Raw genomic sequence first — 14,340 nt, 5'->3', positions numbered from 1 at the left:
ATGAACTATCAAAAAATTACATTTTTATTTCTTTTTTTATCTTTTTCTCTATCAGCACAAATCAAACAAGACAGTACTGCAAATGATTCGTTAAAAAACACTTCTAAAAAAGGATTCTTTAGTGATAAAGATTTGTCTTTAATAGATAGTTTGGTTATAGAAACACGATACAAATCTCCTCTAACAGCCAATATTAATTACGTAATTAAAGGACTAGAGGCAAAAGAAAAACCGACAAAAAAAATCCCTACAAGCCTTTTAAAAGAACGCTTAAAACAGTTAGATAATTCTTCTCCTTTTTTTATAGAATACAATCCAATTTTAGAAAATGTAATCAACTCGTATTTAAAATATAGAAAAAAATACTATCCGGCCTTAATGGCAAAAGCAGAGTATTATTTTCCGATGTTCGAAAAATATTTAGATCAGTTTGATATTCCGTTAGAAATGAAGTATCTGGCAATTGTAGAATCTGCTTTAAACCCAAGAGCACGATCTAGAGTTGGTGCAAAAGGGTTGTGGCAATTTATGTATTTAACAGGCAAACAATATAAATTAAATGTAAATTCTTATGTTGATGAGCGTCAAGATCCGATAAAAGCAACCATTGCAGCGTGTAAATATTTAAGCGATTTGTATGATATTTTTGGCGATTGGGATTTAGCGTTGGCCGCTTATAATTCTGGGCCTGGAAATGTTTCTAAAGCGATAAAACGTTCTGGAGGTTATCAAAATTACTGGAATCTTCGTCAATATTTACCAAGAGAAACCGCTGGATATGTTCCTGCTTTTTATGCAACATTGTATATTTTTAAATATGCAAAAGAACACGGTTTAGCACCAGAAAATCCGCCAATTTATCATTTTGCTACCGATACAATTCAGATTAAAAAAACAGTTTCATTTGATCAAATTACAGAAGTTACCGGAATAGAAACAGAAATGTTGCAATTTTTAAATCCTGAATACAAATTAGATATCATTCCGTTTGTAAAAAATAAAAAATATTCGGTAACAATTCCAAGAAATGCAACGATTAAATTTTTAGAAAAAGAAAAGGAATTGTATGCGTTGGTTGATGAAGATAATGCGAAAAGAGAAAAACCACTACCAAAATATTTAGAGTTAAATCAACGATTAAGATATAAAGTTCGTAGCGGAGATTACTTAGGAAAAATAGCTAAAAAATTTGGCGTTCGAGTGAGTCAAATTAAAAAATGGAACCGACTTAGAAGCACCAATTTAAAAATTGGACAACGATTAACTATTTTCCCAAGAAGATTATAAATAAAAAACAATTTGATTTTTCTAAAAGTGGAATAGTATTTGAGAGGGATATCAACATAACTAAAACTGTAAATAAATACATATGAAAAAAGGTTTCACAATAATTGCACTATTGCTTTTTTTTACTTCATGTAAAAACCCAAAAGACACTTTTGTATTAAGTAGTTCAGTTGGTCAATCTAATCAACTTTTGGTGGTAACAGATGCAAGCGATTGGTCTGGTAAAGTTGGAGATAATCTTAGAGAATTTTTAGGAAAATTGGTTGTTGGTTTACCTCAACCAGAAACAACTTTCAGTGTTACTCAAATAGCTCCAAAAGGATTTGGTAGTATGATGAATAAATACAGAAACATTTTATTTGTTCAGATAGCAGAAAATGAGTCTTTTAGAGTTCAAAAAGATTTTTATGCGAGACCCCAAACCTTAGTGTATGTTACCGCCAAAGACAAAGAGGGATTAAACGAACAGTTAGATAAACATAAAAAAGAAATTGTTAAAATTTTTAGAGATTCAGAGATTAAACACATTCAACAACGATTTTATTCGAAAAAAGTGGATGTTTCTAAATATAAAACATTAGAAAAATTAGGGTTGTCTTTAATTATTCCTACAGATTTTAGAACAGTAGAAGATACAGGAGATTTTTTGTGGCTAAGACAACGTATAATGAGCGGAATTGCTAGAGGAGATGGAACAAGCAACATCTTAGTATATTCAGTTCCTTTAACAGAAGAATTTGATTTTGATGTTAATAATGAGATTATTAAAAACAGAAATGCTATTGGAGAAGAATACATTCCTGGCTCTAAAGAAGGAATGTACATGATAACAGAAGCAGCTTTTACTCCCCAAACACTAAATGCCGTTATTGATAATAAAAAAGCATTTGAAACAAGAGGAAAATGGGAAGTGAAAAATGATTTTATGGCTGGACCTTTTTTAAATTACACTGTAGTTGATAAAAAAAACAACAGATTAATTGTTTTTGAAGGATTTACGTATGCACCTTCAGTTGATAAAAGAGATTTTATTTTTGATTTAGAAGCCATTGGAAAATCGTTAAAAATTAAATAAAAAACATCTAATTAAAAAAGGCTAAAGCAATTTTTTTAGCCTTTTTTTTGTTTTAATTATTTAAAAATCAAAAAGTTAATTCCTATATTTGAGAGAATCAATAAACTAATATATTATGGAATTTAACTTTTTAACAACGGCAGTTTCAGCCTTAATCCCTTTGATTATGGGCTTTATTTGGTACGGACCAATACTCTTTCAAAATGCTTGGATGAAAGAGATGGGCTTTACAAAAGAATCGATGCAAGGAGGAAACATGGCTTTAATTTTTGGATTGAGTTATGTACTAAGTTTTTTAATGGCATTTGTATTACAAACTTTAGTAATTCATCAGTTTGGAGCACAATCTGTACTAATGGGAGAACCTGGATTTACAGAGGGAACAGGAGAAGCATTTACGTATTTTCAAAATTTTATGGCAGAATATGGAGATCGTTTTAGAACTTTCGGTCATGGCGCTTTACACGGTGCAATGATTGGTTTACTAATTGTTTTACCTGTTATGGGAACAAACGCATTGTTTGAAAAAAAAAGCTTTAAATACGTGATGATAAATGCTGGCTATTGGACAGTAACAATAGCTTTAATGGGTGGGATTTTATGTCAGACAGCATTTTAAAAACAAAATATATATAAAAAAAAGACCGCAGCATTGCGGTCTTTTTTTATTGAAAATAAATTTTTAAACTAATTTTTATTTGCCCAACTATCTCGTAAACCAACGGTTTTGTTAAAAACCAGTTTTTCTGAAGTTGAATCGGTATCAACATTAAAATATCCTAAACGTTGAAATTGAAAACGTTCTCCAATTTTAGCAGATTGCAGACTTGGCTCTACAAAAGCATTGATGATTTCTAAAGAATTTGGGTTGATAAATTCCATAAAATCTTTGTTTTTATGAGCATCTGGAGCTTCATCTAAAAACAATCGATCATAAGCTCTTACTTCTGCTTTCACAGCGTGTTTTACAGAGACCCAATGCAAGGTTCCTTTTACTTTACGTTTGCTTTCTTCTGTTCCGCTTCCCGATTTTGTTAATGGATCATAGGTACAATGAATCACAGTAATTTCTCCATTTTCATCTTTTTCACAACTTGTTGCAGTGATAAAATAAGCATTCTTTAAACGAACTTCTTTTCCTAATTTAAGTCTAAAGAATTTTTTATTTGCTTCTTCTCTAAAATCTTCTCGTTCTATATAAATTTCTCTAGAGAAAGGAACCTCTCTAAAGCCAGCACTTTCGTCTTCTTGATTGTTTTCTGCAATTAAAACTTCTTCTTTTCCTTCAGGATAATTATCAATAATTACTTTTACAGGATCTAAAACCGCCATTACTCTATCAGCTGTTTTGTTTAAATCTTCTCTAATTTTAAATTCTAAAAGCGCCACATCAATAACGTTTTCACGTTTAGAAACACCTACTGTTTCTATAAAGTTTTTGATAGAATTTGGTGTATAACCACGTCTTCGTAAACCAGAAATTGTTGGCATTCTTGGATCGTCCCAGCCATTAACGATTCCGTTTTCTACCAAAGTTAACAACTTGCGTTTACTCATAATGGTATAACTTAAGTTTAAACGAGAAAATTCGCGTTGTTTTGGTGGGTTTGGATAATCAGATTTGCTGTATTCGTATACATGGTCACGAAACCAATCGTACAATTCTCTGTGAGGCTTAAACTCTAAAGAACATAAAGAATGTGATATTTGTTCAATATAATCGCTTTCACCATGCGTCCAATCATACATTGGATAAATGCACCAATTTGTGCCCGTTCTGTGATGTTCTTTGTACATAATTCTGTACATCATTGGATCGCGAAGCAACATGTTTGGACTCGCCATATCAATTTTTGCACGCAATGTGTGTTCTCCTTCTTTAAACTTACCGTCTTTCATTCCTTGAAATAACTCCAAGTTTTCTTCAACAGAACGACTTCTAAAAGGACTGTTTGTTCCAGCTTCAGTTGGCGTTCCTTTTTGCACGCGCATTTCTTCAGATGATTGTGAATCTACATATGCTTTTCCGTCTTTTATCAACAAAACAGCCCAGTCATATAATTGCTGAAAATAATCTGAAGAGTACAACTCATTTGACCATTGATATCCCAACCAAGAAATATCTTCCTTGATTGCATCCACATATTCTTGTTCTTCTTTGACAGGATTTGTATCATCAAAACGCAAATTTACAGGCGCCTTGTATTTTAATCCCAAACCAAAACTAATTCCGATAGCTTTGGTATGACCAATATGCAAATATCCATTTGGCTCTGGTGGAAAACGAAAGCGCAAGTTTTCTTTTGGCATTCCGCTTGCTAAATCTTTTTCAATAATTTGCTCTAAAAAGTTGAGCGATACTTTTTCTTCTGACATGTTCTCTTAAGATTGAAGCCACAAAATTAAGCAAAATAGTTGAGGTTGGTTCTATTAAAAAAGAAACCCTTTTATATTACTTGAAAGGGTTTTAATTAAAAAAATAACATTAATGTCTGTAAGTTCCATCTGGCAAATTAGAAGGCAACTTATAGGTTGTATTTGTAAAAATTGCCCAAGCTTTAAGGTCACTAGATTGTACTTTCGTTTTTGTGTTAAGCGTCCATTCATTTTGAATATCTGTTAATCTATTTTCATTTGCACCCAAGATAGAAGAAAGTACCCAGAAATTGTATTTAGTTACCTGGCAAGAAAAGTTACAAGTAGTCTCAGTATTTGTAAACCAAGCCCCTGTAGGATAAGTTGCTGGTGGGCTTTGAAAAACACTGCCCCGAGCAGTATTCATTGCATCGCTAATTTCAGAATTAGCCTGACTACTAAATATTGCAGGATACGAAACTTCATATCCGTTTTTTGATATAAATGTCCAAACTGACTCTATTGCGCCATCAAAAAGAACTGTGTGTCCATTCGAATGCCAAATAATATTTATAGTATCTGCATCAATATCAAACACATTATATCCGCTTGGCGGAATAACAGCATCTCTTTGAACTGTCGTTTTCCATAAATAAATAAAAGATTTACCTGTTTTTAATTGAGCATGAACAGTAGTATTATCGACAACACCATCTTCATCATTATCTAAATATTGTGCTAATACATTAGCAACATGAATCAATTTTGAGTCTTCGACGTCTTTAAATGCAAAAATTGGGATATCAAAAACCACAATTTTTCTATTAAAATTTTTAAATTTACGATCAGTATTGGATACAATTTTAAAATTAGGGTCAGTACCTGAATCAATCAAAATAGAGGTGTCTTTGATGCCGTCATTAATAATACAAGAAGTAAAATTTACTAAGACAATTGTAAGAAGTATTAATTTGGCTATCTTTTTTTTATCTTTCATTTTTTAATTATCTAATCTTAAAATCTTCCTTAACTTTTAATACTTTTGTTCTATGGGAATTATTCAAGTAAACAATATCAAAATTTATGCCTTTCATGGTTGTTTAGATGAAGAGGCAAAAATAGGCTCTGAATACAGAGTTGATATTGAAATCAAAGCAAATTTACAAAAATCTTCAAAAACAGATGCATTAATTGACACGGTAGATTATGTACACTTAAATTTTATTGTAAAAGAAGAAATGGCAATACGCTCTAAACTATTAGAACATGCTGCTCAAAGAATTATGGGCAGAATTTTTAGAGAACTAACAATGGTTAAAAAAGCAACAATTAGTGTTGCAAAAAGAAACCCACCAATTGGCGGTAATGCAGAAGATGTAAAAATTATACTAACTCAAAAAAGGAAAGCAAAAAAAAACCTTGTCTAAAAGGGAATTTTACTTAAATTTGCCAACTCAAAAGGTGTCGTGGCCGAGTGGCTAGGCAGTGGTCTGCAACACCATCTACAGCGGTTCGAATCCGCTCGACACCTCAAAAAAACGCACTAATTTTTAGTGCGTTTTTTGTTTTATTTAACAAAAAAGTCCTGTTTTTTCTGCATCTTTGTTTCTATGAAAATTTATCCAATAGAAACCGGAAATTTTAAGCTTGATGGCGGCGCAATGTTCGGCGTGGTTCCAAAAGCTATTTGGCAAAGAACAAATCCGGCTGATGCTAACAACTTAATTTCGATGAGCATGCGCTGTATGCTTATTGAAGACGGAGAAAAATTAACGTTAGTTGATACAGGATTGGGCGCAAAACAAACAGAAAAGTTTTTTGGATATTATTACTTGTACGGAGATTTTTCTTTGGATGCTTCATTAGCAAAATTAGGTTTTCACAGAGATGATATTACCGACGTTTTTTTAACACATTTACATTTTGATCATTGCGGCGGCGTTATTCAATGGAATAAAGACAAAACGGGATATATGCCTGCTTTTAAAAACGCAAAAGTTTGGTCTAATGAAGATCATTGGAAATGGGCAACAGTTCCAAACCCGAGAGAAAAAGCATCTTTTTTAACAGAAAACATTCAACCTATTCAAGAAAACGAACAGTTAAATTTTATAAAAAACGGCATTAAAGATGTTGGTTTTGATGTTTTATTTATGGACGGCCATACAGACAAACAAATGCTACCTAAAATAGAATATCAAGGAAAAACTGTTGTTTTTATGGCAGATTTATTACCAACAACCGGACACATTCCTTTGCCATATGTGATGGGTTACGATACAAGACCTTTATTAACCATTAAAGAGAAAGCACAATTTTTAAATGAAGCTGCAGACAAGGACTATTTTTTGTTTTTAGAACACGATGCAGCAACAGAACTTTGTACTTTAAAACAGACAGAAAAGGGAGTAAGATTAAAAGAAACATTTAAGTTTACAGATATATTTAATTAATAAAAAGAGATGAAGAGTATGAGAGTTTTTAAAAAACTTTATGTAACAAGTGTAATTGCTATAGCATTATTAGTAGGATGTAAATCCGTAAGTACAATTGCGGTTCCAACAGGCACAAATAATGTTGTTGTTATATCAACAAAAAAAGCACCGCTTACAACAATTCAAAAAGAAACTTGGGGTCATGCAGACTTAGCTACAGACACAATTCCTGGAATGAGTGTTGACAAAGCATACATATTTTTAAAAGGTAAAAAAGGAGTTGAAGTTGTTGTTGGAGTTGTAGATTCTGGGATAGATTTTAAACACGAAGATTTAAGCGCAGTTGCTTGGGTTAATAAAAAAGAAATTCCGAATAACGGAAAAGACGATGATAATAATGGATATGTAGATGATATTAATGGCTGGAATTTTTTAGGTCCGATTTATAAAGAAAACGCTGAAGTTGAAAGAATTCTTAAGAATCCAAAATTAGTTGATGAAGCTACCTATAAAATCATTAAAGATGCTCAAGAGAAAAAAATCAAAATGGCATCAACAAACAAGTTTAGATTTAATCAGATGTTACAAGCAGTTCAATTTGCTGATAAAACAATTGCAGATCATTTAAAAAAGAAAGACTATACAGAAGCTGATTTAGACACTATAAAATCAGAAGATACAGAAGTAAAGCAAAGTATAAATATTGCAAAACAAATGTATGGCTTTGGGTTAAGTTCTTTGACACAAGGAATTACAGAAATCAAAAAAGAACTTAAAAAAGCCGATGATTTAATTAGTGAAGCTAATTTAAAAACAGATTATAGAAAAGCTTTAGGAGACAATGCGCAAGATTTTTCAACAAAATATTATGGTGATAATAAAACAAATCCTACCGTAAATGAGGAAGCGCACGGAACGCATGTTTCTGGGATTATCGGAGCAGTAAGAAATAACGGAATCGGAATGAACGGTGTTGCAAATCATGTAAAAATAATGGCTGTTAGAACAGTTCCTGATGGAGATGAATACGACAAAGATGTTGCGTTGGCAATTCGGTATGCAGTTGATAATGGCGCAAAAGTAATCAATACAAGTTTCGGAAAAGCATATTCGCCAAACAAAGAATGGGTTTACGATGCTATAAAATATGCAGCAGAAAAAGATGTGCTAATTGTAAATGCAGCAGGGAACGATGCAAAAAACATTGATGTTGAAAGAACATATCCAAATGATTCGAAAGATTTAAAAACAGAAATAGCAGATAATGTAATTACTATTGGAGCGATGAGTTCTAATTATAATGAGAATTTACCAGCAACTTTTTCTAATTATGGAAAAAATAATGTTGATATTTTTGCTCCTGGAGTTCAAATTTATTCTACAATTCCAGAAAATGAATACGAGTATTTTAGCGGAACATCAATGGCAGCACCATCAACTGCTGGAGTTGCAGCGTTAATTCGTTCATATTATCCAAAGTTAACGGCAAAACAAGTAAAACATATCATTATGAATTCTGGGACTAAAATAGGTTTAGAAGTTATAAAACCAGGTTCATTTTCTAAAGAGCATCCAAAAGGAGTAAAAGTTCCTTTTTCAGATTTATCTGTAACAGGAAGAATTGTAAATGCATACAATGCTTTAAAAATGGCAGACAGAATGGTCAATGGAAAATAAATTCATTTTGAATTTCAAAAAAGAGAATTTTAATTTAAAGTAATCAAACAATGAAAAAAACACGAATTATTATTTTATCATTTTTTATAGGAATGGTAGCGGCAAATGCCCAAAAGAAAGGTTATTGGCAACAACATGTAAATTACACGATGAATGTAGATGTTGATGTAAATAATTTTCAATATAACGGAACTCAAAAATTAGTGTACACGAATAATTCTAGTGACGCATTAACAAAAGTATACTATCACTTGTTTTACAACGCCTTTCAGCCAGATAGCGAAATGAATGCAAGGTTGCAAGATATAGCTGACCCAGACGGTAGAATGACCACTAAAAGTGGTACAAAAGAAAAACCAATTTATGAAAGTAGAATTTCTAAACTAAAGCCAAACGAAATAGGGTATTTAAAAGTACTTACTCTAAAACAAAATGGCAAAAATGTTCATTTTGAAACAGCCGGAACTATTTTGGAAGTGACATTAAACACACCAATTAAACCAGGGTCTAAAGTAACTTTTGATATGACTTTTAAAGGACAATTACCAGTTCATATCCGTAGAGCGGGAAGAAATAATCCTGATGGAGTAGCGATGTCTATGGCGCAATGGTATCCTAAAATGGCAGAATACGATTTTGAAGGTTGGCACGCAGATTCATATATTGCTAGAGAATTTCATGGAGTTTGGGGAGATTTTGATGTAACGCTACATATTGATAAAAAATATACAGTTGCAGGAACGGGTAATTTAGAAAATCCACAAGAAATTGGACATGGTTATGAAAACAAGGCTAAAAAATTAAAACTTCAAAAAGGAAAAAAATTAGCGTGGCATTTTAAAGCGAAGAAAGTACATGATTTTGCTTGGGCAGCAGATGATAATTACATTCACGACATTGTTAAAGTTAAAAATGGACCAGATATTCACTTCTTTTTTAAAAATAATGAAGACGTGATAAAGAATTGGAGAGCCGCTGAAGAACCTACAGCAAAAGCAATGGAATATTTCAGTGAAAATATTGGAAAATATCCATGGAAACAATATTCTGTTATTCAAGCTGGTGACGGAGGAATGGAATATGCGATGTGTACTTTTGTAGCTGGAGGAGAAAAAAGAAGTCCAGTTGGAACTATTTTTCATGAATTGGCACATACGTGGTTTCAACAATTATTAGCAAGTAATGAGAGTAAACATCCTTGGATGGATGAAGGTTTTACGACATATATTTCTGGATTAGCGTCTAACAAAATATTGCGTGGAGGTGATGGAAAACCGTCTGCTGGAGGATATCGAGGATATTTTTATTTGGTAAAAAGTGGTTTTCAAGAGCCGTTAACAACACATTCTGATCGCTATAATTTAAATATGGCATATAGTATTGCGTCTTACACAATGGGAGGTATGTTTTTAACGCAATTAAATTATATTATTGGAGAAGAAAATACGGCAAAAACATTAAAGAAATACTTTGTTGATTTTAGTTTTAAACATCCAACGCCAAACGATATTAAAAGAACAGTTGAACGTGTTTCTGGTTTGGAATTAGATTGGTATTTAAATGAATGGACAGAAACAACACATAGAATAGATTATGCGGTAGACAATGTTGATGGAAAAACCATTACATTAAAAAGAATTGGAAAAATGCCAATGCCAACAGATGTAACCGTTACTTATACAGATGGGTCTGTACAAAACTTTAATATTCCTTTATTAATGATGCGGGGTCATAAACCAACAACAGCAACAGTATTAACAGATTGGGGCTGGGCACACCCAACCTACACTTTTACTGTGGATAAAGAAATTAAAAAAGTAGAGATAGATCCTTCTCAATTAATGGCAGATATTGATAGAGATAATAATGTGTATGAAGCATTAAAATAAGAAAAGATTAAAAAAGTATAAAAAAGCGAGGTGAAAACCTCGCTTTTTTATTTTTCAACTTTTTCTATAAAGGTATCTAAATTTAGTTTCTCTTTTGGGATAAATCCTTTGAGCATTAAACCAACACCAAAAATAATTAATAGAATTCCCATAGATTTTTTAATCTTATAGATAACATTAGCTGTTAGTCTCTTTTTTAATTTTTTAGCTAAGAAAATTTTTCCTAAATCAGTAATAAAATAACTAATTATAATGGTTGTAAAGTACCAAAAAATATGATTTGGATTCATGTCTAATATTGGGCCAATAACAACAATTAAGCCTAGCCAAAAACCTAAAACACCAATATTAATAAAGTTTAAAAAGAACCCTTTAAATAATAATTTTAAGTAATTATTACTAACAGGAATTTCTATGATGGGCGTATTTTCTACTTCCTTTTTGTTCGATTTATCAAAATAGGTTATCAATCCATAAATTATTAAAATTAATCCGCCAATAAAAAACAAACGCGGATCATCTTTAATTCGTTCTAATAAATGCCTGCTTCCTAAATACGCAATAATTATAAACGAAACGTCGCCCAAAATTACACCAACGTTAAACATAATTGCAGCTCTTGCACCTTTTAAAACACTAGTTTGTATCAACATAAAAAAGACAGGACCAATCATAAATGAAAGAAAGAATCCAAGAATTATTGCATTTTTTATGTTGTAGATATCCATTTTTTAAAGATACAATTTCTGCTTAAATATCATCAAAATCGATGGTAATTTTTGAAGTTGTTGGATGTGCTTGACAAGCCAAAACGAATCCTTCTTCAACTTCACCATCCGTTAAAATACTGTTTTTGGTCATTATTGCTTTCCCTTCAGTAACTTTACACAAACAACTGCTACAAACTCCACCTTGACAAGAATACGGCGCATCTAAATTATTGCGTAAAGAAGCCGCTAAAATATCATCGGTTTTATTCATTGTAAAGGTTGTCTCTTCATCATCTAACAACACGGTAATTTCTGATTTTCCATCAGGAATTTTGATATTGTTTTCTTCATCAGACGTTGTAAACAATTCAAAAAGGATATTTTCTTTGTCAAAATTATTTTCTTGTAATGTTTCAGAAACAGTGTTGATCATTTTTTCTGGACCACATATAAAAGCCGCATCAAAAACAGTGTTTTTATATTTATTTTTGATAAAATAATTGGTATTCCCTTTGTCGATTCTTCCAAAAATGCTGTCGCCGCTTAAGGTTTTGCTAAACACATAATGTAAGTTAAACTGTGGATTGTATTTTTCAAGAAGTGTTTCTAATTCGTTTTTAAAAATGGTGCTTTCGGTAGATTTATTTCCGTAAATTAGTGTAAAAGTTGAAGATTTTTCAGTTTCTAAAACTGCTTTCACCATTGATAAAACGGGTGTAATTCCGCTTCCGGCGGCAAATGCAATATAGTTTTTATTTGCTGTTGGATTTAGTAAGAATTTCCCCTCTGGTTCTGCAACTTCTAACACATCGCCTTCTTTTAATTTTGAGGTTGCAAAAACAGAAAATAACCCATGTTCAACTGCTTTTATTGCCACTTTTAATTCGTTACTTTTTGGCGATGAACAAATAGAATATGCTCTTCTAATTTCTTTTTCGTCTATTGTTTTTTTGATGGTAATATATTGTCCAGCAACAAAAGAAAAAGCATCCTTTAACGCTGCAGGAACTTCAAAAAGTACAGAAACCGCATTTGTTGTTTCTTTAACGATTTTTTGTACTGTTAGTTTATGAAATGTAGACATGTATAAAATTTAAGAGTACAAAAATAACAAACAAAAAACGATTTACTTGTTAGAGTTTCTATAAATTAATACCTAAGAAATTTATACATAAGAAAATTATGTATATTTGTGTTATGGGAAATCAAAAACTATTTAAAGGCTCTTTACAAACCATCATTTTAAAGTTGTTGGCACAGAACGATAAAATGTATGGGTATGAAATTACACAAAAAGTAAAAGAACTTACCAAAGGCGAATTAAAAATTACTGAAGGAGCATTGTATCCAGCGTTACACAAATTAGAAGCCGATGGTTTGTTAGATGTTGAGGTTGCAAAAATTGGAAATCGGTTGCGTAAATATTACAAACTTACCGAACACGGAACCAAAGAGACCGCCAATAAACTTGCAGAAATGCAAGAGTTTTTAAAAACCATGCAGCATTTGGTAAATCCTAAACTTAGTTTGGAGTAATATGGAATTAACAAAACAACAACTACAAGAGATCGAAAACTACATTAAGGATAATAAGGTAGATTATATCGACTTAAAAATAGAATTGCTAGATCACATAATTCTAGATGTAGAACGTTTACTAAACAAAGGTTTTTCTTTTGATAGCGCTTTAGAACTTACAAAGCAAAAATGGAACAGACATTTTAGAAATTCTTCAAGCATTTTTTTAGGATTGCAATATTCTACTTCAAAAATTGTACTAAGAAAAGCAGTGAAAGAGTTTAGACCGTTTTATCTATTATACATTGTGTCTTATTTTTTACCGTTTATTATTTTTAAAAATATATCTGTAGATTTTACGGATAACATGATGTCTTTTGTAAACACCTTTTTTAGAATCACAACATTATTAGCGTTAATTTATATGGTTTTTATCATTTTTAAAATAATGCGTTCTAAAGAACAAACTACATATCGGTTTATTTTAAAAACACAATATCTAGGAATTTCATTTTTAATTATCGCTCAGATTGTTACCGATTATTTTGATAAATTGGGTAAAATTAATGGTCTTTTAGTCGGGCTTTCTTGTGCTGGTTTGGCAATAACATACACTTGTCATCATTTTTATAAAAAACATTTTACAGAAGTTTCTAAGAATCATAAAATGTTAGCGAAATGAAATTAACAGAAAACCACATAAAACAACTCTATAAATTTACAAGAGAGCATTTTGTATATCATTATGATGTACAAACCGAATTGGTAGATCATTTAGCAAATGATATTGAACAAATTTGGGAGGCACAGCCACTTTTAACCTTTGAACAAGCAAGAGATGTATCGTTTAAAAAGTTTGGTGTTTTTGGTTTTATGGAGGTTGTTGAACAGAAACAAAAATCAATGGGAAAAAAATACTGGAAAATTATTTTACAGTTTGCAAAAGATTGGTTTCAGCTTCCAAAAATTGTTGCCACATTCGCTATTTTTTCTTTGCTTTTTCAATTATTTAGATCCAATGTTTCAGAATTTATTTTTGTAGGCATAATTTTATGCTATTTTGTCTTTGGAATGATAAAAAGAATTCAACTAAAATCAAGGTTTAAGAAACGAAAAAAAGTAGATGGAAAAACATGGATGTTAGAGCGTTTAATTTTTAGTCAAGGAGTTGCAAATGCCGCAGTTTTTCCTTTATATACTTTTCAAATTTTTATTCATACAAGTAATTTAAACAATGTAACTATCATTTGGGGTTTATTATTGGCGTTATTTTATACGGCGATTTTTATTATTGGTTATATTTCTTTAGTTGTAATACCTTCAAAAGCAGAAGAATTATTAAAGGAAACCTACCCAGAATATTTTATGATTTAATTTTTTGTAACAAAAACTAC

Annotated in this window: 14 protein-coding genes and 1 tRNA gene; 11 read left to right on the top strand and 4 right to left on the bottom strand. The window is 31.3% G+C overall.

Features of this window, described 5'->3' with window-relative positions:
• From KCTC32516_RS03970 to KCTC32516_RS03960, 3 genes are all read left to right on the top strand, one after another.
• Complete coding sequence (locus KCTC32516_RS03970) at positions 1-1,287, top strand: lytic transglycosylase domain-containing protein (RefSeq protein ID WP_301402134.1); 1,287 nt, start codon at positions 1-3, stop codon at positions 1,285-1,287.
• An 82-nt stretch (positions 1,288-1,369) separates the two neighbouring features.
• Positions 1,370-2,362 carry a DUF4837 family protein gene (locus KCTC32516_RS03965; protein WP_301402133.1) on the top strand — a complete coding sequence of 331 codons (993 nt, stop codon included), beginning with the start codon at positions 1,370-1,372 and terminating at the stop codon, positions 2,360-2,362.
• Between the two features lie 115 nt (positions 2,363-2,477).
• Entirely contained in the window at positions 2,478-2,981 is a 504-nt protein-coding gene (locus KCTC32516_RS03960) for a DUF1761 domain-containing protein (protein WP_301402132.1), read from the top strand.
• 68 nt (positions 2,982-3,049) lie between these two features.
• Here the strand turns inward: KCTC32516_RS03960 and KCTC32516_RS03955 are convergent, their stop codons facing one another.
• Entirely contained in the window at positions 3,050-4,738 is a 1,689-nt protein-coding gene (locus tag KCTC32516_RS03955) for a glutamine--tRNA ligase/YqeY domain fusion protein (protein WP_301402131.1), read from the bottom strand.
• A gap of 109 nt (positions 4,739-4,847) precedes the next feature.
• Positions 4,848-5,714 (bottom strand): hypothetical protein, encoded by an 867-nt coding sequence (locus tag KCTC32516_RS03950; protein ID WP_301402130.1) that lies wholly within the window; start codon positions 5,712-5,714, stop codon positions 4,848-4,850.
• Positions 5,715-5,766: 52 nt separating this feature from the next.
• Between KCTC32516_RS03950 and folB the strand changes: the two genes are divergently transcribed.
• From folB to KCTC32516_RS03925, 5 genes are all read left to right on the top strand, one after another.
• Positions 5,767-6,144: a dihydroneopterin aldolase gene (gene folB / locus KCTC32516_RS03945; RefSeq protein ID WP_301402129.1), complete on the top strand. Its 378-nt coding sequence runs from the start codon at positions 5,767-5,769 to the stop codon at positions 6,142-6,144.
• Between the two features lie 33 nt (positions 6,145-6,177).
• Positions 6,178-6,248, top strand: a tRNA-Cys gene (locus KCTC32516_RS03940).
• 79 nt (positions 6,249-6,327) lie between these two features.
• Complete coding sequence (locus KCTC32516_RS03935) at positions 6,328-7,170, top strand: MBL fold metallo-hydrolase (RefSeq protein ID WP_301402128.1); 843 nt, start codon at positions 6,328-6,330, stop codon at positions 7,168-7,170.
• 18 nt (positions 7,171-7,188) lie between these two features.
• Positions 7,189-8,829 (top strand): S8 family peptidase, encoded by a 1,641-nt coding sequence (locus tag KCTC32516_RS03930; protein WP_301402127.1) that lies wholly within the window; start codon positions 7,189-7,191, stop codon positions 8,827-8,829.
• Between the two features lie 50 nt (positions 8,830-8,879).
• Positions 8,880-10,718, top strand: a complete 1,839-nt coding sequence (locus tag KCTC32516_RS03925) for a M1 family metallopeptidase (protein WP_301402126.1) — start codon at positions 8,880-8,882, stop codon at positions 10,716-10,718.
• Between the two features lie 47 nt (positions 10,719-10,765).
• Here KCTC32516_RS03925 and KCTC32516_RS03920 read toward each other — a convergent pair whose 3' ends face one another.
• Together KCTC32516_RS03920 and KCTC32516_RS03915 are read right to left on the bottom strand one after the other, a co-directional pair.
• On the bottom strand, positions 10,766-11,446 hold the full coding sequence (locus KCTC32516_RS03920; protein WP_301402125.1) for a LysE family translocator: 681 nt from the start codon (positions 11,444-11,446) through the stop codon (positions 10,766-10,768).
• A gap of 22 nt (positions 11,447-11,468) precedes the next feature.
• Positions 11,469-12,512, bottom strand: coding sequence for a ferredoxin--NADP reductase (locus KCTC32516_RS03915; RefSeq protein WP_301402124.1), 1,044 nt, complete (start codon positions 12,510-12,512; stop codon positions 11,469-11,471).
• 113 nt (positions 12,513-12,625) lie between these two features.
• On the opposite strand from KCTC32516_RS03915, the gene KCTC32516_RS03910 reads away from it, so the two are divergent.
• Genes KCTC32516_RS03910 through KCTC32516_RS03900 form a run of 3 tightly spaced genes read left to right on the top strand, consistent with a single transcriptional unit; the run spans position 12,626 to position 14,320 of the window.
• Positions 12,626-12,964 (top strand): PadR family transcriptional regulator, encoded by a 339-nt coding sequence (locus tag KCTC32516_RS03910; RefSeq protein WP_301402123.1) that lies wholly within the window; start codon positions 12,626-12,628, stop codon positions 12,962-12,964.
• Position 12,965: 1 nt separating this feature from the next.
• Positions 12,966-13,628 carry a hypothetical protein gene (locus KCTC32516_RS03905; RefSeq protein ID WP_301402122.1) on the top strand — a complete coding sequence of 221 codons (663 nt, stop codon included), beginning with the start codon at positions 12,966-12,968 and terminating at the stop codon, positions 13,626-13,628.
• Complete coding sequence (locus KCTC32516_RS03900) at positions 13,625-14,320, top strand: hypothetical protein (protein WP_301402120.1); 696 nt, start codon at positions 13,625-13,627, stop codon at positions 14,318-14,320. Before KCTC32516_RS03905 ends, KCTC32516_RS03900 begins: the two co-directional genes overlap by 4 nt.
• Positions 14,321-14,340: the final 20 nt, after the last annotated feature.

The organism is Polaribacter huanghezhanensis, assembly GCF_030444335.1.
Classification (GTDB): domain Bacteria; phylum Bacteroidota; class Bacteroidia; order Flavobacteriales; family Flavobacteriaceae; genus Polaribacter; species Polaribacter huanghezhanensis.
Note: the sequence above shows the minus strand (reverse complement) of the source record. Positions and strands in the feature narration are given on the sequence as shown.